The sequence below is a fragment of the Micromonospora luteifusca genome (assembly GCF_016907275.1).
GTDB classification, from domain to species: Bacteria; Actinomycetota; Actinomycetes; order Mycobacteriales; family Micromonosporaceae; genus Micromonospora; species Micromonospora luteifusca.
In genome coordinates this window covers 6,753,549-6,775,468 of sequence record NZ_JAFBBP010000001.1, presented here as the reverse complement: position 1 = coordinate 6,775,468, position 21,920 = coordinate 6,753,549, and the positions used below count along the sequence as shown (strand labels likewise).

23 protein-coding genes and 1 pseudogene are annotated in these 21,920 nt (G+C 70.4%); 11 read left to right on the top strand and 13 right to left on the bottom strand.

Going from position 1 to position 21,920, the window contains the following annotated elements; genetic code table 11:
* The first annotated feature begins 12 nt into the window (after positions 1-12).
* A complete protein-coding gene (locus JOD64_RS30685) occupies positions 13-369 on the top strand; it encodes a hypothetical protein (RefSeq protein ID WP_204945466.1) in 357 nt (118 codons plus the stop codon).
* A gap of 510 nt (positions 370-879) precedes the next feature.
* Positions 880-1,086 (top strand): hypothetical protein, encoded by a 207-nt coding sequence (locus JOD64_RS30680; RefSeq protein WP_204945465.1) that lies wholly within the window; start codon positions 880-882, stop codon positions 1,084-1,086.
* A 487-nt stretch (positions 1,087-1,573) separates the two neighbouring features.
* Here the strand turns inward: JOD64_RS30680 and JOD64_RS30675 are convergent, their stop codons facing one another.
* Both JOD64_RS30675 and JOD64_RS30670 read right to left on the bottom strand, forming a co-directional pair.
* Complete coding sequence (locus tag JOD64_RS30675) at positions 1,574-1,879, bottom strand: hypothetical protein (protein ID WP_204945464.1); 306 nt, start codon at positions 1,877-1,879, stop codon at positions 1,574-1,576.
* An 842-nt stretch (positions 1,880-2,721) separates the two neighbouring features.
* Positions 2,722-3,171: a hypothetical protein gene (locus JOD64_RS30670; protein ID WP_204945463.1), complete on the bottom strand. Its 450-nt coding sequence runs from the start codon at positions 3,169-3,171 to the stop codon at positions 2,722-2,724.
* 172 nt (positions 3,172-3,343) lie between these two features.
* Here JOD64_RS30670 and JOD64_RS30665 point away from each other — a divergent pair, with 172 nt between their 5' ends.
* The 3 genes and pseudogenes from JOD64_RS30665 to JOD64_RS30655 form a co-directional block, all read left to right on the top strand.
* Positions 3,344-3,679: a hypothetical protein gene (locus JOD64_RS30665; RefSeq protein WP_204945462.1), complete on the top strand. Its 336-nt coding sequence runs from the start codon at positions 3,344-3,346 to the stop codon at positions 3,677-3,679.
* A gap of 191 nt (positions 3,680-3,870) precedes the next feature.
* Entirely contained in the window at positions 3,871-4,236 is a 366-nt protein-coding gene (locus JOD64_RS30660; RefSeq protein ID WP_204945461.1) for a site-specific integrase, read from the top strand.
* A pseudogene (locus JOD64_RS30655) lies at positions 4,227-4,670 on the top strand (tyrosine-type recombinase/integrase); the annotation flags it as partial. The gene JOD64_RS30660 and the pseudogene JOD64_RS30655, both read left to right, overlap by 10 nt.
* A 57-nt stretch (positions 4,671-4,727) precedes the next feature.
* Here JOD64_RS30655 and metH read toward each other — a convergent pair.
* Positions 4,728-8,228: a methionine synthase gene (gene metH / locus JOD64_RS30650; protein WP_239561934.1), complete on the bottom strand. Its 3,501-nt coding sequence runs from the start codon at positions 8,226-8,228 to the stop codon at positions 4,728-4,730.
* A gap of 277 nt (positions 8,229-8,505) precedes the next feature.
* Between metH and JOD64_RS30645 the strand changes: the two genes are divergently transcribed.
* Both JOD64_RS30645 and JOD64_RS30640 read left to right on the top strand, forming a co-directional pair.
* Complete coding sequence (locus tag JOD64_RS30645; protein WP_204945459.1) at positions 8,506-9,375, top strand: PAC2 family protein; 870 nt, start codon at positions 8,506-8,508, stop codon at positions 9,373-9,375.
* Between the two features lie 144 nt (positions 9,376-9,519).
* Positions 9,520-10,311: a GntR family transcriptional regulator gene (locus JOD64_RS30640; protein WP_204945458.1), complete on the top strand. Its 792-nt coding sequence runs from the start codon at positions 9,520-9,522 to the stop codon at positions 10,309-10,311.
* A gap of 128 nt (positions 10,312-10,439) precedes the next feature.
* Here JOD64_RS30640 and mshC read toward each other — a convergent pair whose 3' ends face one another.
* From mshC to JOD64_RS30610, 6 genes are all read right to left on the bottom strand, one after another.
* On the bottom strand, positions 10,440-11,678 hold the full coding sequence (mshC, locus tag JOD64_RS30635) for a cysteine--1-D-myo-inosityl 2-amino-2-deoxy-alpha-D-glucopyranoside ligase (RefSeq protein WP_204945457.1): 1,239 nt from the start codon (positions 11,676-11,678) through the stop codon (positions 10,440-10,442).
* A 66-nt stretch (positions 11,679-11,744) separates the two neighbouring features.
* On the bottom strand, positions 11,745-12,563 hold the full coding sequence (locus JOD64_RS30630; RefSeq protein ID WP_204945456.1) for an SCO1664 family protein: 819 nt from the start codon (positions 12,561-12,563) through the stop codon (positions 11,745-11,747).
* Positions 12,560-13,126, bottom strand: coding sequence for a DUF3090 domain-containing protein (locus JOD64_RS30625; RefSeq protein WP_204945455.1), 567 nt, complete (start codon positions 13,124-13,126; stop codon positions 12,560-12,562). The genes JOD64_RS30630 and JOD64_RS30625 overlap by 4 nt, the downstream gene beginning before the upstream one ends.
* A 187-nt stretch (positions 13,127-13,313) precedes the next feature.
* Positions 13,314-14,027 (bottom strand): MSMEG_4193 family putative phosphomutase, encoded by a 714-nt coding sequence (locus tag JOD64_RS30620; RefSeq protein WP_204945454.1) that lies wholly within the window; start codon positions 14,025-14,027, stop codon positions 13,314-13,316.
* Between the two features lie 165 nt (positions 14,028-14,192).
* The gene (locus JOD64_RS30615) at positions 14,193-15,029 is read right to left on the bottom strand and encodes an undecaprenyl-diphosphate phosphatase (protein WP_204945453.1); all 837 of its coding nucleotides are present in this window, start codon (positions 15,027-15,029) and stop codon (positions 14,193-14,195) included.
* On the bottom strand, positions 15,026-16,078 hold the full coding sequence (locus JOD64_RS30610) for an LLM class F420-dependent oxidoreductase (RefSeq protein WP_204945452.1): 1,053 nt from the start codon (positions 16,076-16,078) through the stop codon (positions 15,026-15,028). The genes JOD64_RS30615 and JOD64_RS30610 overlap by 4 nt, the downstream gene beginning before the upstream one ends.
* 186 nt (positions 16,079-16,264) lie before the next feature.
* Between JOD64_RS30610 and JOD64_RS30605 the strand changes: the two genes are divergently transcribed.
* Positions 16,265-17,236: an aldo/keto reductase gene (locus JOD64_RS30605; RefSeq protein WP_204945451.1), complete on the top strand. Its 972-nt coding sequence runs from the start codon at positions 16,265-16,267 to the stop codon at positions 17,234-17,236.
* A 13-nt stretch (positions 17,237-17,249) separates the two neighbouring features.
* Here JOD64_RS30605 and JOD64_RS30600 read toward each other — a convergent pair whose 3' ends face one another.
* The 3 genes from JOD64_RS30600 to JOD64_RS30590 are packed head-to-tail and all read right to left on the bottom strand — an operon-like array spanning position 17,250 to position 19,548.
* Complete coding sequence (locus JOD64_RS30600; protein WP_204945450.1) at positions 17,250-18,146, bottom strand: hypothetical protein; 897 nt, start codon at positions 18,144-18,146, stop codon at positions 17,250-17,252.
* Positions 18,147-18,157: 11 nt separating this feature from the next.
* Positions 18,158-19,219 (bottom strand): WXG100 family type VII secretion target, encoded by a 1,062-nt coding sequence (locus tag JOD64_RS30595; protein ID WP_204945449.1) that lies wholly within the window; start codon positions 19,217-19,219, stop codon positions 18,158-18,160.
* A complete protein-coding gene (locus JOD64_RS30590; RefSeq protein WP_204945448.1) occupies positions 19,216-19,548 on the bottom strand; it encodes a hypothetical protein in 333 nt (110 codons plus the stop codon). Before JOD64_RS30590 ends, JOD64_RS30595 begins: the two co-directional genes overlap by 4 nt.
* Positions 19,549-19,646: 98 nt before the next feature.
* Between JOD64_RS30590 and JOD64_RS30585 the strand changes: the two genes are divergently transcribed.
* The 3 genes from JOD64_RS30585 (at position 19,647) to JOD64_RS30575 (ending at position 21,192) form a co-directional block, all read left to right on the top strand.
* Positions 19,647-20,066 carry a YbaB/EbfC family nucleoid-associated protein gene (locus JOD64_RS30585; protein WP_204945447.1) on the top strand — a complete coding sequence of 140 codons (420 nt, stop codon included), beginning with the start codon at positions 19,647-19,649 and terminating at the stop codon, positions 20,064-20,066.
* Positions 20,063-20,881, top strand: a complete 819-nt coding sequence (locus JOD64_RS30580) for an SseB family protein (RefSeq protein ID WP_204945446.1) — start codon at positions 20,063-20,065, stop codon at positions 20,879-20,881. The genes JOD64_RS30585 and JOD64_RS30580 overlap by 4 nt, the downstream gene beginning before the upstream one ends.
* A 119-nt stretch (positions 20,882-21,000) precedes the next feature.
* Complete coding sequence (locus JOD64_RS30575; RefSeq protein ID WP_013734349.1) at positions 21,001-21,192, top strand: DUF5703 family protein; 192 nt, start codon at positions 21,001-21,003, stop codon at positions 21,190-21,192.
* A gap of 46 nt (positions 21,193-21,238) precedes the next feature.
* Here the strand turns inward: JOD64_RS30575 and JOD64_RS30570 are convergent, their stop codons facing one another.
* Positions 21,239-21,901 carry a hypothetical protein gene (locus JOD64_RS30570; protein ID WP_204946333.1) on the bottom strand — a complete coding sequence of 221 codons (663 nt, stop codon included), beginning with the start codon at positions 21,899-21,901 and terminating at the stop codon, positions 21,239-21,241.
* Positions 21,902-21,920 lie beyond the last annotated feature (19 nt).

Below are 21,920 nucleotides of genomic sequence, written 5' to 3'. Positions count from 1 at the left end.
ATCTGAGCCGAGGTGCACGCGCCGAAGCTGCGCCTGCCGTCCGGGCTGGACGAACACACCGTCACCGTCTACGACGCCGACACCCCGATCAAGGCCGTGCCCCGGCGCAGCATTACCGACCTGAACCGCACAAGGCCCAACACCAGATCACCACTAACGTTCAGCCGTGAGGCCATCGAGCGGTGCTACCGTCTTCCAGCGGAACTGGTGGTCGGGCTCGTCCCGGTACTCCAGAACGCCAGCCTTCACCAACGCATGCAGCATGTCGCAAAGCGCCTGACCGAGCGGATTGTTCGACCAGAACACCCACTTGACCTGCAAAACGTGCGATCCGTAAACAAGCCCACCGTTCGGCCCAGCTCGTACTGAGCGCCGTCCACGTCCGTCCACTCAGCAAGAGCATCCGCCAGGCCCATGGCCACGTTCCTCGCACGCGGACAGGTCCCTGCCTGCAACCTCTACGACCGCGTCAACATCAGCATGGCCAGGATTTTGAGGCGTTGGACCGGCTAGGAGCCTGGGTCAACAACGTGGTGACGGTGGGTGGCGGGCACCGGGCATGATCGGTGCCGTGCCGTCCAAGATCTCTTTCGTCGAGAAGCCGACGCTCACCGGTGACCTCGTGGCTCTGCGTCACGCACCGCCCCACCGATAGTCGGGCGATGCATCGTCCCAGCTTGGGAATCGCCTTGATTCGTACGGTGGGTAGTCACGTCACGCGAGACACAGCTACAGGGCGTCGATTGCAGGACCGGCTGAGTATCGGTGTGGCCCCGTGTTGACCGCTGCGTCGGGCACGGATCGGGCATGCCAATCGCACGCACGTTTCTCGGCGGGTGACGCTAGCCCTCCGCCGGTGGGGACATCATTATGGTCGGTATGAGGAGAAGTTTCCCGCTGGTCGGCCTGGTCCTGGGAGCGCTCGGTGGGGCGCTCTGGGGCTGGTTGGGCGGCGACGGGTACGAGGCAGGAGACTCGGCGCTGGGCACCGGCCTGATGGGAGCCGTCGTCGGGCTGCTGATCGGGGCCGTCGCGTACGGCTTGGCAGGTCGCGGCAACCGGAACAGCCCCGGCCGGAACCGCTGAGTGAGGAGCCCATAGCGTCACTGAATGGATGCGTTCGACCAGCGGTCCCGACCGCTTTCCCTGGTCGGTCATGATCATCTAGTCGGACCTGTCCCGCTTCATCTGACGCTGATCCCTAACGGATCACCTGGGCCCGACATCGCCGGCAGTCCGGCCGGCCCGGTCAGAGGCCAAGGCTCCCCTGATGTTCGCCGAACGATCGGGTGAGGCTGTCTAGAGCGGGCTTTGCCCTTCTCGGCGTTGCCCGGCCGCAGCCGTGCACGACAAGAAGATCGGCACCCGCGCCCGTCACTTGGCGTTGTATTGATCAAGGCTCGGGGCGTAGTCGATCAACACGGACAAGATGCCGTCTGAGCTGCTCGTTCATTGGTCATCGGTGGTCAACGTTCGTTGCTCTCGGTTCACCTCTGACGGCCTGGATACGGCCTGATCTTGGGACTCGCCCGGGTGCCGTCGGGATGGACTACGACGGCGCGTTGCCCATCATCTAGATACGAGGATGTCGTGACCTGGTGGGGGCGCTGTAGTGCCTTGCTGCGGCTCGCATGGACTCGATGAGCGTGAAGCCCGGGTAGTAACGCGGGTCGGAGTACAAATGCCGGTAGTAGCAGGCCCAGTAGCTCGCCACTCGCTGACGCGTGACGGCGAGGAAGGCCGGGTTCGCGGCGAGAACCTGTCCATAGACAGCGTGCTGCGGGGTCGTGGGGTCGTCGAGCTCGACGAGTTCACGGCGGATGTCGAGCAGGATCTCTAGGACGTACTCCCCGACCAGCCGGACCACGAATGGGACCACCCACGGCTCGTTCAGCCTCAGAACGTGCTCAAGCCGTCGCTGCCGTACTCGACCGTCGTGGTGACGCGTATAGAGGCAGTTGAGAATCGCGAACTGCGTCGGCGGCAGACGGGCCTCCGCACCGGCTGTGGGTTCGGCTTGGTAGATGCGGTACGGGATGACCAGTGGTTGCTCATCGACGGTTACACCGAATGGCAGGGCCGGCTCCGAGGGTGCCGACGGTAGGAGCTTCAAGACGGTCTGCACGTCCCGCTGAAGGTGGGCCGGGAAGGCAGCCGCCAGTGAGGGCCCGGTAGGGGTCCTCGGCGCTGGGCTTTGCACGGTCGGACGGTACAGCCTTCCAGCCCTCGGGACTGGCCCACAGCGGGATGGCCCTTCCCCGGGAGGTAAAGCCACGACCGGCCGATGTCAGCCGGCCTACCGGGCACCAGCGGGCGCGATGGCGATCGACCTTGACCCCCAGGCAACCAACACGGCGACCCCGCAAGGTCGCCCTCAATGTCTAGATCAACTGTCATGCGACGTTCTGGCCGACGCACGCAGCTCTGCTGCCTCGACACGAGCAGCCTCTGCTTCCATCCGAGCGCGGACTCTGTCCTCCTCGAAGGGCAAGACCTCGGCCAGCGCATCCAGGACATCAGCCATGCCATCCCGCCAACCGGCGAACACGCAGGGACCAGCAGCATCAGCCGGCCGCTGCGACCGCACGGTGCGGAGCTGGCGCAGGGCAACCTTCAACGCGGATCGGCAACCATCACGCAGTCTTCTCTCGTCTCGGCCACGACAGCGACCCCGCAAGGTCGTACCAACTATCTAGGTCAACTATCAAGCATGTGGTGGGACTAGACAGCCGGCAGCCGGGCGGCAGCCGGGCGGGTGTCACCCAGGGTGCGCCACCACTCGTCGTCAATCGAGAGGTCGCCGGCGTCCAAGTCCTGCTCGAATCTGGACGCGTCTACGGGTGCAGACTCCCCGTACATGACCTCGGTGATCTGCGCGGGCAACCTCACCTGATGATCGCGGACATAGTGCGCAAGCCCTTCGGGCCAGATGAAATGGCTCCCGTCCGTCAGCTCCGCCGAGCCGTTCCCCACCCCACAAAGGCGACACGGTGACAGCCCCGCCGCCGCGACCCACGCCGTACCGGACGACAGGTAAAGCGCTACCCGCTCACTCTCGCCAGGGTCCAGGCCCTCGTCAACGAACTGGTTGACGTCCGGCCAACCCGGCTCGTCCGAACCCCACCAGTAGCCGATCAGACGGAGCGTCTTGCCACGTTCGGTCTCTGCCACGCCCCTAGCGTCACACTCACTCCACGGCTGGCCGCGACCGGGGCTTGACCGCAATAGGAGCGTCCACTTCGCCGGCAGCCGGCTGTCCGGTCTCGGGATTGCCCCTTCCGTGGGTCGGTGTCCGCCGACAGGCCGATCTGCCTCAACGATGTTCGCTGCTAGCGTGCCGATCATGAAAGCGACCGGTGCGCTGATGATGGTCCTCGGCATCATCGCCGGAATCGTCTTGTTGCTGCTGCCGGCCAAGGTCAGCGTGTTGGGCACCTCGATGAGCTGCACACCACCGGTGATCCAGTTGGTGGCCTCGGACACGGGTGTCAGTGATGATCCGATCACCGCATCCGTGATGCAGGACTGCAAGAGGCAATCGGTTGTGCGATGCATTTTGGGCCTTGCTGTCTTCGCCGTCGCCGTTGGCGGTGGCGCGATCATGCTGGTGATGGGCAGTGGTCGTCGCCCCGACCCCCAGTGGGTCTGGGACGGTTATCGCTGGACAAGCCGGGTCTAGTCCGCGCCGGCCTCCCAGCAGCAGCCTCTACTCCGCCGCAGCTTTGCGCCGGCCAACCACCTGGTTCACCAACGTGGCGGCCTCATCGGGCTGGACCTTCGACGTATCAATGGTGAGGTCGGCTGCGATGGACTCTGTCTCATCCCACGCTTTGAGGCGTTCGATTACGTCGCCCGTCTGGCTACCGCCGGGTGCTGTTCAGCGACGTGTCGATGATTCTCAACGCCGCTGTAGACGACAAGAAGATCGTCAGCAATCCATTCGCAGCCAAGAGCATCCAGCGCCCCAGGCACGTCCCCACCAAGGTCCAGCCGTGGTCAGTCGACCGGCTCACCGTGTTTCGCGCAAAGCTGCCCGACTGCTACCGAGTTGCCGTCGACCTAGGCGCGGGCTGTGGACTGCGGCAGGGAGAGATTTTCGGCGTAAGCCCTGACGACGTGGACGTGACCCGGCCAACCCTGCGCGTCGTCCGTCAGATCAAGCTCGTGCGCGGCGCGCTCATCTTCGCCCACCCAAGGGCGGCAAGACGCGGGAGGTTCCCCTCCCCGCCTCGGTAGCTCGCCGCTTGGGCGACCACGCCAAGCAGTACGCGCCCGTAGAGGTCACCCTGCCTTGGGGAACCCTGACCGGCGACCCCAGGACCGTCACGCTCTACCTGACCACGCCTGACTGCCTGCCGCTCAGTCGCTCGAAGTTCAACCCCGGAGTCTGGAAGCCTGCGATCGGGGCCACCGGTATCCCCGACGACCGCCGCAACGGCATGCACGTCCTGCGGCACACCTACGCCTCGGTCCTCCTGGACGCCGGCGAGAGCATCAAGGCCCTGTCGACCTACCTCGGCCACTCCGACCCCGGGTTCACCCTGCGGACCTACACGCATCTCCTACCGACCAGCGAGGACCGGACGCGCCGCGCCATCGACACCGCGTTCGGCGAGGACCAGGCCGCCAAGGACGGCCCGGAAGCCGTTGACGGCCTGGAGACGGCATGATCATGGTTCAACGGCCTTCCGGACGGCCTCAGGCGCAGGTCAGGGCACCTGCACCCGTTACTTGGCGTTGAAGTAGCTGGCCTCCGGGTGGTGGACCACGATCGCATCGGTGGCCTGCTCCGGCATCAACTGGAACTCCTCGGACAACTCCACGCCGATCCGCTCCGACCCGAGCAGGTCCACGATCTTCGCCCGGTCCTCCAGGTCCGGACAGGCGGGGTAGCCGAACGCGTACCGGCAGCCCCGGTAGTCGTTGCGCAGGATCCCGGCCAGGTCCGTCGGGTCGTCGTGGCCCAGCGGACGGCCGTCGGGCAGCGTCATCTCGGCCCGGATGCGCCGGTGCCAGTACTCGGCGAGCGCCTCGGTGAGCTGCACGGACAGCCCGTGCACCTCCAGGTAGTCGCGGTACTCGTTGCGGGCGAACAGCTTCGCCGCGTACTCGCTCACGGGTTGCCCGACGGTGACCAGTTGCAGCGCGACCACGTCGAGCTGCTCGCCCCTGGGCTTGAAGAAGTCCGCCAGGCAGAGCCGCCGCTCCTGCCGCTGCCGAGGGAAGGAGAAACGGGCGCGCTCCGCGTGCCCGTTCTCGTCGAGCACCACCAGGTCATTGCCTTCCGAGTACGCGGGGAAGTAGCCGTACACGACGGCTGCCTCGAGCACCTGGTCGGCGATCAGCCGGTCCAACCAGTAGCGCAGGCGCGGCCGGCCCTCGGTCTCCACCAGTTCCTCGTAGGACGGACCGTTGCCGCCGCGGGCGCCGTTCAACCCCCACTGCCCGCGGAACGTGGCCCGCTCGTCGAGCAACGCCGCGTAGTCGGCCATCGGCACGCCCTTGACCACCCGCGTGCCGAAGAACGGCGGAGTGGGCACCGGCACGTCCGCGGCCACGTTGGAGCGGATCGAGGAGTCGTGCAGCTCCGGCAGGGACTCGGTGACCATCGAGCGCTGCCGCTCGCGGCGGGCCCGCCGCGCCGCGAGAGCCGCCTCGCGCTCCGGGTCGATCACCGGGGCGCCGCCGCGCTTGGCGGTCATCACCTTGTCCATCAGGGACAGCCCCTCGAACGCGTCCCGCGCGTAGTGCACCTGCCCGGGGAACATCGACCGCAGATCGTCCTCGACGTACGCGCGGGTCAGTGCCGCCCCACCCAACAGGACGGGCCAACGCTCCGCGACCCCGCGCGTGGCCATCTCGGCCAGATTTTCCTTCATGATGACCGTGCTCTTGACCAGCAGCCCGGACATGCCGATCGCGTCGGCGCGGTGCTGCTCGGCGGCGTCCAGGATGGCGCTGATCGGCTGCTTGATGCCGATGTTCACCACCTCGTAGCCGTTGTTGGACAGGATGATGTCGACCAGGTTCTTGCCGATGTCGTGCACGTCGCCACGCACGGTGGCGAGCACGATGCGGCCCTTGCCGCCGTCCTCCGCGGTCTCCATGTGCGGCTCCAGGTAGGCCACCGCGGTCTTCATCACCTCGGCGGACTGGAGCACGAACGGCAGCTGCATCTGGCCGGAGCCGAACAGCTCGCCGACGACCTTCATGCCGTCCAGCAGGATGTCGTTGATGATCGACAGCGGGGACCGACCGCCGGCCATCGCCTCGTCCAGGTCGGCCTCCAGGCCGTTGCGCTCACCGTCGATGATTCGCCGCTTGAGGCGCTCGTCCAACGGCAGCGCGGCCAACTCCTGGGCCCGGCTGGCGCGGGCGCTTGTCACGTCGACGCCCTCGAAGAGCTCCAGGAAGCGCTGCACCGGGTCGTACCCCTCGCGCCGGCGGTCGTAGACCAGGTCGAGCGCGACCTCGCGCTGCTCGTCCGGAATCTTCGACATCGGCAGGATCTTGCTGGCGTGCACGATCGCCGAGGTCAGACCGGCCTGCACGCACTCGTGCAGGAACACCGAGTTGAGCACCTGCCGGGCCGCCGGGTTGAGCCCGAACGAGATGTTCGAGATGCCGAGGGTGAAGTTGACCCCCGGGTAGCGGCGGGTGATCTCCCGAATCGCCTCGATCGTCTCGAGGCCGTCGCGGCGGGTCTCCTCCTGCCCGGTGGCGATCGGGAACGTCAACGCGTCGATCAGGATGTCGGAGCGGTCCAGGCCCCACCGGCCGGTCAGGTCGTCGATCAGCCGCGCCGCGACCCGGACCTTCCACTCCTGGGTACGTGCCTGCCCCTCCTCGTCGATGAGCAGCGCGACCACCGCCGCGCCGTGCTCACGGACGATCGGCATCACCCGCGCGTACCGGGAGTCGGGGCCGTCGCCGTCCTCGAAGTTCACCGAGTTGACCACGCACCGGCCGCCGAGCATCTCCAGCCCGGCCTCGACGACGGCCGGCTCGGTGGAGTCCAACATGATCGGCAACGTCGACGCGGTCGCGAAGCGGCCGGCCAACTCCCGCATGTCCTGGGTGCCGTCGCGACCGACGTAGTCCACGCACAGGTCGAGCAGGTGCGAGCCGTCGCGCGCCTGGCTGCGGGCGATTTCCACGCAGGCCCGCCAGTCGCCGGCGAGCATCGCCTCCCGGAACGCCTTCGAGCCGTTGGCGTTGGTCCGCTCCCCCACCATCAGCACCGACGCGTCCTGGGCGAACGGCACCGGGTGGTAGACCGAGGAGACGCCCGCCTCGTGCCGGGGCTCGCGGGCCGGGGCGGTGACGCCGTGCAGCCGCTCGGACAGCACCCGGATGTGCTCCGGGGTGGTGCCGCAGCACCCACCGACCAGACCCACGCCGTACTCGGTGATGAACCGCTCCAGGGCCTCGGCCAGTTCCACGGGAGTCAGCGGGAAGTACGCGCCGTCGGCGGTCAGCACCGGCAGGCCGGCGTTCGGCATCACCGACAGCGGGATGCGGGAGTGCTGCGACAGGTACCGCAGGTGTTCGCTCATCTCGGCCGGGCCGGTCGAGCAGTTCAGCCCGATCAGGTCCACCCCGAGCGGCTCGATCGCGGCGAGGGCCGCACCGATCTCGCTGCCCACCAGCATCGTGCCGGTGGTCTCCACGGCCACGTGACAGATGATCGGCACCGACTGGCCCAGCTCGGCCATCGCCCGCTTGGATCCGACCACGGCCGCCTTGACCTGGAGCAGGTCCTGGCACGTCTCGATGATCAGCGCGTCCGAGCCACCGACGATCAGGCCGGCGGCGTTCTCCTGGTACGCGTCGCGCAGGGTCGCGTAGCCGGCGTGCCCGAGGGTGGGAAGTTTGGTGCCCGGCCCGATCGAGCCGAGCACGAACCGGGGCCGCTGCGGGGTGCTGGCCGCGTCGGCGGCCTCCCGGGCGATGCGGGCACCCGCCTCGGACAGCTCCCGGATGCGCTGCGGGATGTCGTACTCGGCGAGGTTGGCGAGGTTGGCGCCGAACGTGTTGGTCTCCACGCAGTCCGCGCCGGCGGCCAGGTAGGCGTCGTGCACACCCCGCACCACGTCCGGCCGGGTGACGTTGAGGATCTCGTTGCACCCTTCGAGGCCGTCGAAGTCGTCGAGCGTGAGGTCCGCGGCCTGCAGCATCGTGCCCATCGCGCCGTCGGCGATGAGAATTCGGTCGGCCAGCACATCCATCAACGAAGTCCGCACCCGTTCAGATTAGTGCGGCACCTGCCGCACCCAGCGACCGTCGGCACCCGATCCCATATTGTGTCAGCGGGATCACGCTGTCCGGTTCGATCGGGTATGACCGGGCCTCGGTGTGGCCGACCGGCGCGGCCGACAGGCCGGACCCCCGGCCGCCACGTAGGCTGACGGACGTGAAGGACAACAGGGACGCCGCCGTGCCCGACGGTATGACGACCGGGCGCCATCCCGGCGCCGGCCGCAACGAGCAGGGTGAGGTGACGGCGTGACCGAGTTCGACGGACTGCCGGTGCTGCGGTCCCCGGTGGCCATCGCCGCGTTCGAGGGCTGGAATGACGCCGCCGACGCGTCCACCGCCGCGGTCGAGCACCTCGAGCAGGTCTGGAACGCCCGACAAGTCGCCGAGCTGGACCCGGAAGACTTCTACGACTTCCAGGTCAGCCGGCCCACCATCACGATGGCCGACGGGGAGACCCGTCGGGTGGAATGGCCGACGACCCGGTTCATGGTGGCCAGCCCGGAGGGCACCGAGCGCGACGTGGTGCTGATCCGCGGTATCGAGCCGAGCATGCGCTGGCGGACGTTCTGCGAGCAGGTGCTGGAGATCTGCCACAGCCTCGAGGTGGAACGGGTGGTGTTGCTCGGCGCGTTGCTGGCCGACGTTCCGTACACGCGGCCGCTGCCGATCAGCGGCAGCGCCTCCGACGCGCAGGCCGCCGAGCGCTACCAGCTCACCCCGACCCGTTACGACGGGCCGACCGGCATCGTCGGCGTGCTGCACGACGCCTGCTCCCGCGCCGACGTGGATGCCGTCTCGTTCTGGGTGCACGTGCCGCACTACGCCAACAACCCGCCCTGCCCCAAGGCCACTCTCGCCCTGCTGCACCGGGTCGAGGAGGTCGTCGACCTGCCGGTGCCGATGGCCGACCTGGCCGAGGAGTCCGCCGAGTGGGAGCAGCGAGTGCGCAGCGCCGCCGAGCAGGACGCCGAGCTCGGCGAGTACGTCCGCGAGTTGGAGGAACGGGTCGGCGACGAGGGGATCACCCCGTTGACCGGTGACGAGATCGCTCAGGAGTTCGAGAAGTACCTGCGCCGACGGGGCGGTTCGGCCGGCCCCACGGCCGGTTCCTGGTAGCACCCCTCCCCCGATTTGCTGCGGGCCCCGGATCTGTCCGGGGCCCGCTTTCGTGTTCGTAGTCCCGTTTTTCGCGTGTCAGGGGTGGCGCCGTCACACCCCCTAAGGCATCCTAGGAACCTAGATGTGATCAAGGAGGCCGGTGTGCAGATCAATCCCGGGGCCGCGGAGTTCCCGCACCGACAGATCGCCGCGCAGCTCAAGGCCCAGGTCCGCCGCGGCGACTGGGGACCTGGCGAGCGGCTGCCGTCCATCCCGGCCATCGCCGAGATGTTCGGCGTCGCCAAGCAGACCGTGCAACGCGCCGTCGACCAGCTACGGGTCGAGGGCATCCTGATCACCAAACCCGGCTCCGGTACGTACGTCCGAGGCACCCGCCGCCGACTCAACCGCCTCTCCCGGGGCCGGTACGGCGGCTTCCGCGGCTACCACACCGATCTCGCCGCCCGTTACCGTCAACAACTCGTCTCCGTCGGCCGCGCCCCCGCCCCCGCCGAGGTGGCCGACGCGTTCGGGGTGCCCGACGGCACCGACCTGCTCTGCCGCCGACACCTCGTACGCACCGACGACTCCCCCGTCGAGGTGGGCGCCTCCTGGTTCCTGCCCACCGACACCGCGGGCACCTCGCTGGAACGCACCGAGGCGTTCGGCCGGCCCCTCTACCAGGAGGCCGAGGAGGTCATCGGGCGGCGATACGTCTCGGCCACCGACACGATCAGCGCCCGCCAGCCCAGCCGGGAGGAGGCCGAGACGCTCCAGATCCGGCCGGACACCCCGGTGCTGCACCTGCTGCACGTCGCCTACGACGCCCACCGCAAGCCGATCGAGGTGTCCCAGGCTACCTGGCCCGGCCCGATGACCACCCTTACCGAGGAGTACAAGATCCCCGCCCCAACCCCGGACCCCGACCCCAACCCCGGCCTGGTCCTAGGCTGACCCACCCTGGCCCGGCCCGCGCCGCGCCTTCACGCCGCCGCGATCTTGCATTTCCTGCTGCGGATATGCCGCGTTTCGCCCCTTATGCGGGCACGGGAACTGCAAGATCGCGGGAAGTCACGGCGGGGCTAGAGGCGGACTCCCAGGAGGGCGTCCACCGTCTTCGCGAAGAGGGCGGGCGCTTCCGGGTCATCCGTGGCACCGCCGAGGGTCGCCTCGGCCCAACGGTCGGCCACGGCCAGGGCCCCGGGAGTGTCCAGGTCGTCGGCCAGGCGTTCGCGTACCCCGGCCAGCAGTTCGGCCCCGGACGGCCCGGCGGGCGCGGCGGCGGCCCGCCGCCAACGGTCCAGGCGCTCCTGCGCGGTGGAGAGCAGCGCGTCGGTCCACGTGCGGTCGCTGCGGTAGTGCCCGGAGATCAGCGCGAGCCGGATCGCCATCGGGTCGACCTTGTCGGCACGCAGCCGGGACACGAAGACCAGGTTGCCGCGGGACTTGGACATCTTCTCGCCGTTCAGACCGATCATCCCGGCGTGCACGTAGTGCTCGGCGAACGGCGCCTGACCGGTGAGCCGCTCGGCGTGCGCGGCGGAAGCCTCGTGGTGCGGGAACAGCAGGTCGTTGCCGCCGCCCTGGACGTCGATCCGGTCACCGAGCAGGTTCAGCGCGATCACCGCGCACTCGATGTGCCAACCCGGGCGGCCCGCGCCCAACTCCCCGCCCGGCCAGGACGGTTCCCCCTCGCGGGCGCCACGCCACAGCAGCGGGTCCAGTGGGTCACGCTTGCCGGCGCGGTCGGGGTCACCGCCGCGCTCCGGGAAGATCTCCAGCATCTGCTCGCGGGTCAGGTTCGACTCGTAGCCGAACCGGCCGGTGGCGGAGACGTCGAAGTAGACGTCGCCGGTGCCGTCGTCGAGCCGGTACGCGGCGCCATCCTTGAGCAGCACCTCGACCTTGTCGGCGATGTCCGGGATGGACTCGACGGCGCCCACGTAGTGCTCCGGCGGGATGATCCGCAGCGCCTCCATGTCCTCGCGGAACAGCGCCGTCTCCCGCATCGCCAGGACCACCCAGTCCTCGCCGTCGCGGGCGGCCCGCTCCAGCAGCGGGTCGTCGATGTCGGTGACGTTCTGCACGTACCGCACCGGACGGCCGGCATCCCGCCACATCCGCTGCACCAGGTCGAACGTGACCATGGTGGCGGCGTGACCGAGGTGGGTGGCGTCGTACGGGGTGATGCCGCAGACGTACATGCTCCCCGCGTCGGCCGGCTCACTCGGGTGGACACCCTGCCGCGCCGAGTCGTACAACGCCAGCGGCTCGCCCTTACCGGGCAGCCGTGGCACCTCGTGTCCCGCCCAAGACTCCATGGGATCAGCCTAGCCAGCCAGAGGACGACGTCGGAGCGCCCCACGGGTGATCAAGATGACAGCGGGTCACATGGGCGGCCAGGGCACCGCGGGCCAGTCCTCCGGCGGCTGCGGGAAGCGGCCGCTCTCCCGTAGCCGGTCGATCCGGGCAGCCAACTCGGTCATCTCACTGATCGTCAGGTGGTCGGCCAGCTCCGCGCCGAGCGCCCCGGCGACCTGCCCGGCGAGCCCGTCGAGCATCTCCACGGCGTCCGGGGGCAACTGCTTGCCGGCCCAGCCCCAGAGCACCGTACGCAGCTTGTCCTCCACGTGGAAGCTCACCCCGTGGTCCACCCCGTAGATCCGGTCCTCGGCACCGACCAGCACGTGACCGCCCTTACGGTCCGCATTGTTGATCACCGCGTCGAGCACCGCGAGTCGGGCCAGCCGGGGGTCGTCGGCGTGGGCGAGGGCGTACGCGGCGCCGTCGTCGTCTCTGGCGGCGGCGATCGGGAACCAGCGGGGCGGCAGCTCACCGGCGGGCAGGAAACCGACGAGCGGCTCGACGTCCTCCGGCTCGTCGATCCACAGCTGGCAGGAGCCGGGGCCGAACGGACCGTCGCGCAGCACGGTGGGCGGCACCAGGCCCCAACCGGTGGCCCGGGACACCAGGTACGCCGAGACCTCCCGCCCCGCGAGGGTGCCGTCCGGGAAGTCCCAGAGCGGGCGCTCGCCACGGACCGGTTTGTAGACGCAGCGGGCGGTGATCCCGTCCAGGGTCAGGATGCCGCGCAGCGTCGTGTTCGACGCGTCGACCAGCCGACCCTCCAGGTCGAGCACGCCGTCACGCAGCAGCCGCAGCGCGGCGTCGCCGTCCTGGCGAGGCTGGAGGCCCGACGAGGTCACCGGTGATAACCGTTGTGCCGCGGGCAGAGGTGCCCGGCGGGGTCCAACGGTTGGCCGCAGAGCGGGCACGGAGGCCGACCCGCGTTGACCACTCGCCGGGCCCGCTCGATGAACTGGCGGGTCGCCTGCGGGGTGAGCCGGACCCGGAGGCGGTCCAGGTCCTCGTCCGGCTCTTCGTCCTCGTCGTCGTCTTCGTCCAGCTCGACCTCGGGCTCCACCTCGCCCGCGGCGATCGCTTCGATCACCACGGTGGCGGTGTCCACGTCGAAGGCCAGCCCGAGGGTCCCGACCCTGAACTCCTCGTCGACCGGCGTGTCCAGCGGCTCGTTGTCGCCGATCACCGGCGCAAGCTCGGGCAGATCCACCCCGAAGCGGCGCTGCGCCTCGGTGAGTAGCTCCTCCAGCTTCTCGGCCAGCAGGGACACCTGGACCTTTTCCAGCGCGACGCTGACCAGCCTGCCGCCGCCGCGGGCCTGCAGGAAGAACGCGCGTTCCCCCGGAGGCCCGACAGTCCCGGCGACGAACCGCTCCGGCGGTTCGAAGGCGTGCACCTGGTGGGTCATACCCACGACCCTATCCGGCCCGCCATGGCACCGCGCACCCCACCGACCCGAATCGCCTCAGCGGCGGCGCGCCCGGCGTACCAGCAGCTATAACCGGGCGTGGCGGCCCACCCGCCGGCCACCGTCGACCTCAGCCGATGATCAGGCGGGGGTATCGCGCCGACACGGCGGGTGGTCCGGATCGCCCTCACGAGGCCGCACCTGCCCCGCCGCCGACCGTGGCGTCCGAATCAGCCGCGCGGGGAGCCCGCCGACGCCGCTTGCGCGGCGGCGGCACCAGGGCCTGGAGGTCACCGCCGGTGTCGTTGAGCCGGACCAGGAACGGCCGCAGCGGCGTGAACCGGATCGCGGTCACCGACGCCGGGTCGGCCACGATCCGCTGAAAAAGATCCAGGTGTACGCCGAGCGCGTCCGCCACGATGGCCTTGATCACATCGCCGTGGCTGCACGCCAGCCACAGCGCCTCGGGCCCGTGCTCGGCGCTCACCCGGGCGTCCCAGGATCGAACCGCCGCGACCGCCCGCGCGGCCATCGCCGCCATCGCCTCCCCGTCCGGGAAGACCGCGGCGCTGGGGCGCTGCTGGACCACCGGCCAGAGCGGCTCCTTCGCGAGCTTCTTCAGCTGCTGTCCCTCCCAGCTGCCGTAGTCACACTCGATCAACCCGTCCTCGACGATCGGGGCGGCCTCCGGAAGCGCCAACTCCAGGGTCTGTCGGCACCGGATCAGCGGGCTCGTCACCACGGCGGCCAGCGGCACCCCGCGCAGCCGCTCGCCCACCGCGGCGGCCTGGGCGCGCCCGGTGTCGTCCAGCTCGACCGGTTGACGGCCGGCCAGGCCGCCATCGGCGTTCGCCGTGGTCCGGCCGTGTCGCAGAAGCAGAAGGGTTGCCACACCGACCACCCTATGGCCTGCTCCCGGCCCTGGCCGTGATGGGCTCGGGCCGCCACCCACGGGCCTCGCCGTCGGCCTGTGTCGGAGGCCGGGCGGGTGCACAGGCGGGGCCGGAACGAAGGCGGCCCCCGGCCCGCCGGAAGGCGGGACAGGGGCCGTCGACGGGTCGGCCGGTCAGGTGGCGTCGATCGTGCCGGTCAGCAGCAGGGCCAGGACCAGGGTGCCCAGCGCGACCCGGTACAGCACGAAGACGTACAGGGTGTGGTGGGCCACGTAACGCAGCAACCAGGCGATGGCCGCGTAGCCGATGCCGAACGCGATGACGGTGGCCACGATCGTCTGGGCCACGGTGGGCACCGACGTGCCCGGCGCGGACGGCTCGAAGACATCCCCGAGGCTGAACACGCCGGACATCACCACCGCCGGGATGGCCAGCAGGAACGAGTACCGGGCCGCCGCCTCCCGGGTCAGGTTGAGCAGCAGGCCGGCCGTGAGCGTGCCACCGGAGCGGGACACCCCGGGGACCAGCGCCATGGCCTGGGCGAAGCCCATCACCACGCCGTCCTTCATCCGGAAGTTCTCCAGGGTGCGGGTCTGCCGCCCCCAGTACTCGGCGAACGCCAACACGAAGGCGAACACGATCAGCGTGGTCGCCACGACCCAGAGGTTGCGCCCGGCGGTCTTGATCTGGTCCTTGAACACGAAACCGAACAGCCCGATCGGAATCGAGCCGACGATCACGTACCAGCCCATCCGGTAGTCGAGGCTGGAACGGACCGACTTGTCCCTGATGCCGACCAGCCAGGTACGGGTGATCCGCCAGATGTCCTTGGCGAAGTAGATCAGCACGGCGGCTTCGGTGCCGAGCTGGGTGACCGCGGTGAACGACGCGCCGGCGTCACGGTCGAAGAAGATCGCCGAGGTGATCCGCAGATGCCCCGACGAGCTGACCGGAAGGAACTCGGTCAGTCCCTGGACGATGCCCAGGACGATGGCCTCAACCCAGGTCACTCGCCGACTCCCGAAAGGTCGAGTGCCTCGGCGACGGTACGCAGGGTCTGCACACCGCTGTCCCGGTCGGCCACGAACAGGGTCACCGACAGCGTGGTGACGCCGGCGGCGGCGTACTCCCGCATCCGCTCGGCGATGCGCTCCTTCGGGCCGAGCAGCGAGGTGCGGTCGATGAACTCCATGGGTACGGCGGCGGCGGCGTCGCGCTGCCGCTTGGCCAGGTACAGGTCCTGCACGTCGCGGGCGGCGTCGCCGTAACCCATCCGGGTGGCGAGCTGGTTGTAGAAGTTCTGCTCACGGCTGCCCATGCCGCCCACGTACAGCGCGGCGTACCAGCGGACGAGTTCGGCGCAGGAGGCCACGTCGTCGCCGATCACCACGGGCACCGACGGCACCACGTCGAAGCCGGCCAGCTCCTTGCCGACCTTGGCCCGCCCGGCGCGGACCGAGGCGAGCTGCTCCTCGGCGAACTCCGGGGCGTAGAACACGGCCAGCCAGCCGTCGGCGATCTCGCCGGCCAGTTCCAGGTTCTTCGGGCCGACCGCGGCCAGGTAGATCGGTATGTGCTCGCGTGGTGGGTGGAAGCCCAGTCGCAGGGCCTTGCCGGGGCCGTCCGGCAGCGGCAGTGTGTAGTGCTCGCCGTGGTAGGCCACCTCCTTGCGGGCGATGGCCAGCTTGACGATGTCGACGAACTCGCGGGTCCGGGCGAGCGGCTTGGCGAAGCGCACGCCGTGCCAGCCCTCGGAGACCTGCGGGCCGGAGACGCCCAGGCCGAGCCGGAAGCGGCCGCCGGAGAGGGCGTCGATGGTGGCGGCGGTCATCGCGGTGGCGGCCGGCGTGCGGGCGGGGATCTGCATCACCGCGGCGCCGACGTCGATCCGTTCGGTCTGGCCGGCCATCCAGGCGAGCATGCTGGGCGAGTCGGAGCCGTAGGCCTCCGCCGCCCACACCACCGAGTAGCCCAGACGGTCCGCCTCCTGCGCCAGGGCCAGGTGATCGGCCGGTGTGCTCCACGCGGTCTGGTATCCAAGACTGAGCCCGAGTCGCACTGGTCCTCCCCCATCCGTGGCACAGGTCGCATCAGGTTACGCAATGACGAAAACGGACTCGATCACCGGCTCGACGCGTTGGTTGCCCGCCCGTCGCGGTGCCCGTGATCGGCGGAACCGGCAGAACCGGCAGAGTTGACGGGAGCGAGGATATCCGTGGCGGCAGGTTCGAAATAAGGTTCACCCATGCAACAGCGACCGCTCGGCCGAAGCGGGCTGGCGGTTTCCCGGCTCGCGCTCGGCACCATGACCTGGGGCCGGGACACCGATGCCGACGATGCGGCCGCCCAGCTGAAGAGTTACCTGGACGCGGGCGGCAACCTGATCGACACCGCCGATGTGTACGGCGACGGCGACGCGGAGTCGGTGATCGGCTCACTGCTGGGCACCCTCGTGCCCCGCGACGAGCTGCTGATCGCCACGAAAGCGGGATTGCGCCCGGGCAGCGGCCGCCGCCGCGACGGCTCCCGCGGGCACCTGCTGCGGACGTTGGACGCGTCGCTGCGCCGGCTCGGCACCGACCACGTCGACCTGTTCCAGGTGCACGGGTACGACCCGGACACCCCGCTCGAGGAAACCCTGGCCGCACTGGACCACGCGGTGGCCAGCGGCAAGGTCCGCTACGTCGGAGTGTCGAACTTCTCCGGCTGGCAGACCGCGCGGGCCGCCGCCTGGCAGACCGCCTGGCCCGGGCGGGCGCCGGTAGTCGCGACCCAGATGGAGTATTCGCTGCTGGAGCGGGGGGTGGAACGGGAGGTGCTGCCCGCGTGCGACGCGCTCGGCCTCGGCCTGCTGCCCTGGTCACCGCTGGGTCGGGGGGTGCTCACCGGCAAGTACCGGCACGGCCGTCCGACGGATTCCCGAGCCGCGTCGCCGCACTTCGAGCGGTTCGTCTCGACGTACCTGGAGCCGCGTTGCTCCAGCATCGTGGAGGCGGTGGCGACCGCGGCCGGTGGCCTGGGGGTGTCGCCGTTGGAGGTGGCGTTGGCCTGGATCCGGGACCGGCCGGGGGTGACCGCGCCGATCCTCGGCGCGCGGACGGTGGGGCAACTGCTCGGCGCGCTCCAGGTGGAACGGATCACACTGCCCGAGGAGATCACCACCGCACTGGACGACGTCTCGGCGGTGCCGGTGGGCTACCCGGAACGCGACGGCTGACCCGCCGACCGGGTCACTGCGCCGGGCGCGTGCCGGGGAGTTCGCGGATCGCGGTCAGGAACCGGGACTGGTCGTCGCGGGTCGCGGGGTTGACGATCCGGATCCACGAGCCGTCGTCGAAGAAGACAGTGGACGGGAAGTGCATCAGACCGGCCACGCCCCCCTCGGAGTCGACGCGGGTCACCCGTGCACGATCGACGCTCCACAGCACCCGCGGTTGGCGCCGGTCGGGCCGGTCGGCGTCGGGGCGGGACCCCATCCGCAGCAGGTGAAGATGGGTGTCGGTCACCGCCAGCGGTGTGCCCGTGTAACGCTCCAGGAAGAGCAGCAGGCTGCCGGCGAGGGTGGCGAGGTCACCTGAGAAGACGTACCGACGCCGGTAGGCGATCTCGGCGAGCTGGTCGGCCAGCGGGCGGTACTGGCTGAGCCGGAACAGCGCGCGGAACGCCTCCTGCTCCTCGGTGAGCGCAATCGGCACCCGCTGGTGTGGCGGGCCCGGCTCCGGCTCGGCCGCCGCCGGCAGACCCACCGCGACGGCAGCGGCTTTGCCCGGCAGCAGCAGCACGCCCGCCGCCAGCCGGACCGGCGTCAGCACCGCGTCCACCCAGACCACCGGGTTGACGATGTTGAGCAGCCCGAACAGCACCTTCGGGTCGAGCGACTCGGCGAACTCGTTGGCCATCACGTCGGCGAACTGCCGCCCGGCCCTGTGCGTTTCGGGGGCACGGACCGGAGCGAGCCCCACGTAGCGCAGCTCCTGCCCGGGCAGCAGCGGCGCGACGAGGGCACGTTCGGGTTCGTCGCTGGTGCGGAACTCGTCGCGCAGCTCACGGGCCTTGTCCCGGGCTGCCCGCGCGCCGCCGAGCACCGCGTCTGTGAACCGACCGAGCCGGCCCCGCTCCCCTGACATCACGCGCCTCCCTAGCGGCCCGCCGGCTGGCCGGCCGGCGGTTGCCCGAAGACATTCTGGTCGATCCAGTCGGCGCCGCCCTGCACCGCCTGGTCGACCTGGTCGCTGACCTGATCGCTGCCGGGAACGGACAGGCCACTGGTGAGGGCGACCGTGCCCCAGGTGACGCCGTGGACGACTGAGTTCGGCACGTTCCACGGCAGGTTGGTCGCCCAGTCCCGGGCGATCACCCGGGCGCCGTCGGCGACGCCGTGCGCCCGCAGCGCGGCGGCCCGGTCGAGGGCGCCCATGTCGAATGGCGAACCCGACTTGCCCAGCTTGTACGTGCCCTTGCTGGGGTCGAGGAACTTGTGGTGCCACTTGTCGGCCTTGCCGGCGGCGTGCCGCTTGTCGGCGTACTTCTGGCCGGTGCGCAGCTTCTTCTGCATGTCGACGAGCTTGTCGAGGTGGTTGCGCAGCTTGCGCAGATACAGCATGACCCGCTGCAGCAGGCGGATGACCTTCTGCAGGTGTGTCGCCAGCGGGCGGATGACCTTCAGCATCCGGGTGAGCACGATCATGCCCCTGGTCACGGCGACGCCCAGGCCGGCCGCCCAGGACGCACCCATGGTGATCGGCGCCATCAGCAACGCCGTCACCAGCGTCACCAGCAGGAAGTTCACGAACTCGACGCAGAGGTCGACGAGCACGTCGTGCACGGTCTGCAGACCGTCGGCGACACTCCGCAGGTACTCGGCGGTCGCGGCGAACTGTTCGGCGACGTCGAGCATCTGCTGCTCGACCTCGGCCAGCCGCTGGCCGTACGCCTCGCCGGCGGGTGAGCGCCACCCGGGCTGCGCGGCCTCGCGGACGCCGCGGTGCCCGTCGGCCAGCTCACGCACCTGCGTGGCGAGCGCGTCCCACTCGGCGGCCTTCGCACGCAGGGCGGCGGGCTCACCGTCGACCATGTCGACGAGTTGGATGAGCGGCCAGGCCAGGGTCCGGCAGACACTGTCGACCGCGTCCTGCACCCCGGAGAGCGCGCTGTCGAGACCGTTCCACAGTTGGACGGCGCTACCGGCCGGCCCGCTCATCCGGGCAGCCCCGACTGGATGGCCTTGAACCCGTCGTCGAGGTCCTGCTCGTTGCGCTCGTACGCCTCGACCGTGTCGGCCAACGCGCCGGCCACCCGGCCGAACGCGGCATTCGCCGCGCCGAACAACTCCTTACCGCCGGTGACCTGCTCGGCGTACTTCTCGCGCAGCAGGTCGCTGGCGAACGGCAGGTGGCCGAAGGCGTCCGACGGCACGTCACCGGCCGAGACGATCTGCCCCTCCAACGCAGCGAGCGAGCTGGCGACCTGCTTGGCGGCTGTCTCCAATCGACGGACCGCCTGCACGTCGACTTCGATGTCCGGTGGCATGCCGTTCCTCCCCCATGAGTCGAGCGCACCGACGATACGATTCCCCGGCTGCCGGGCACCACCCGGCCCGGTGGCACCATCCACGGGGGAGGATTCTCATGACTGACCCGTCGTCCGCGTTCGACGCGCTCGCCGGGCGGATCGCCGACATCGAGCGCCGGTTCGCGGGCCTGGGCGACGACCTGGCCGAGCTGTCCGGCACCGCGACCGACGAGAGCGGGCTGGTCTCGGCGACCGTCGACGCCACCGGAGCGCTGACCGGCCTCACCGTCACGCCCGTCGCCCTGCGCGCTGGCACCGAGGGGCTGGCGGAGCTGGTGCTCGACGCGTACCGGCGGGCTCGTGTGGCAGCCACCGAGCACGTCGACGAGCACACCGAGGGGTTGGAGGTCGCGCTCGGCGCGGGCCTCACCGACCTGTTCGGCAAGCCCGGCGACTTCTCGGCGCTGGGCCGCCTGGAGGAGACCGTCGCCCGGCTCGGGCGGCTGGACGACCGTCTGCCGGGTTCACCGGCGTGACGTCGCCGACCTGGCCGGAGATCGCCGCGCGTCTGCGGAACACGGTCGCCCGGTGCGACCGCGACACCGACCTGGAGCTCTCCGCCGGTCCGCGCAGGATCTGGCTGCTGGTGCGCCGCGACGCGGTGCGGGTGGTCTGCCCGGGCCACGACGAGGCACGCCTGGCCGCGCTCGGCTGGCACCGTCCGACCGGCGGCGGGGGCTGGTGGTACGAGGCACCGCGCACTCCGGAGCAGATGGAGCGCCTCAGCGTGTTCGTGACCCGTACCGCCGCCGAGGTGCTCACCGACCGGCCGGGTGCGCTCTCCTGCCGTGCCGTGCCGCCGGCCAAGCGACCCGCGCCCCCGAGGCGGCCAGCCGAGCGACCCGCGCCGCCGAGGCAGCCAGCCGAGCAACCCGCCCCGGCGAGGCGGCCAGCCGAGCCGACCGGCACCCGGCCCGCCGAGGCGCCGGTGGGGGGTCCGCTCGCTGCGGCGGCTGACCGACGCGACCTGCCCGGCTACCTCGCGGCGCTGGCCGGCGCCACCGTGTGCGTCCCGCTGGCCGGGGCGCCGGCGGCCGACGCCGACTTCCCATGGACGGTGGTCGGTGATGCCACCGGCGCGCCGCTGCTGCCGGTCTTCACCTCTCCCGGTGCCCTCGCCGCGTTCGCCGGGGACGGCGTGCCGTTCGTCGCGCTGCCCTGCGCCGAACTGCTCGAGGACTGGCCGGACCCGTCGTGGGGGCTGGTGGTCGACCCGGGCGGGGTCCGGGCGGTCGCCCTGGCCGCGCCGGCGCTGACAGCCCTGCTCACGGTCAACGTCCCGACCAGCTGACGCCCCGGGCGGCAGAGACCACGCGGGCGCGCACAGGTCGGCACGAACCACCCACGGCAGCGGTGTTGGTCACCCCCGAGGGGGTGGCGAACGGCCGCTGGGCTGGGCAGCATGGGTGTATGGACTACGAATACGCGCCGCTACGGCTGCCGCCGAACGTCGACCGGTTGACCGCCGCGGCGCAGTTGGCGATCCAGGCGGAGTTCTCCGGGTGGGAGTTGGCCCGGGTGCGGTTGTACCGGGACGGCACGCGCCAGGTGGTGCTGCGTCGTCGGCGGGTCAACCAGCCGCAGCCGGGTCTGTCGTACTGAGGGCCGTTCGCCCGGGGCCCGCGCGGGGCCCCGGGCGTCGCACTGCCTAGTGCTGGTGCCCGGCGTGGTCGTGGTCGTCGTCGAGCTCCAGGAACGGGTGCTCGTCGAGCCGGCCGACCAGCCGGTCGTCGGCCGCAGGCTGGAACGGGCCGACCGCGTCGTCGTCGTCGAACGACTCCAGGTCGACCGGGGTGCCCACCTCGCTGACCATGACCACCCCGTCGAGCGGTTCCAGCTCGGGGACGTCCAGCGCACCGAGCGAGCCGTCGCCGCTCTGCAGCAGCTCCAGCACCGCCTCGCCGACTCCCTCCACCGGTGCCGGCTCGTCGTCCTCCGGGGTGCCCTCGCGGCGGGCCACCTCGGCGACCCGCAGCAGCGCGGCCACGCTCGGCACCCGGTAGTCACGGCGCTGCCGCACCGAGATCACCCGTGGGTGCGGGTCGCTGGCGTCGGCACCCTCGGCGCCGCCGAAACGCTCGTCGGCTTCGTCCGGGTCGATCGAGTCGACATCCCACGGCGTCACCTCACCGAAGGCGTCGAGCAACCGCTCGTCGTAGGCGAAGGAGGCGTTGTTCAACGCCACGTACGCCTGCCAGACGTCGTCGTCGTCGACACGGCCCTGTGCGGCGCGTACGGCGGCCAGGTGGTGGCGGGCCGCTTCGATCACCCGCTCGAGAGCGGCGTCCAGCTCACCGTGCTGGTCGGTCATGTGGGGCAGTCCCTTCACG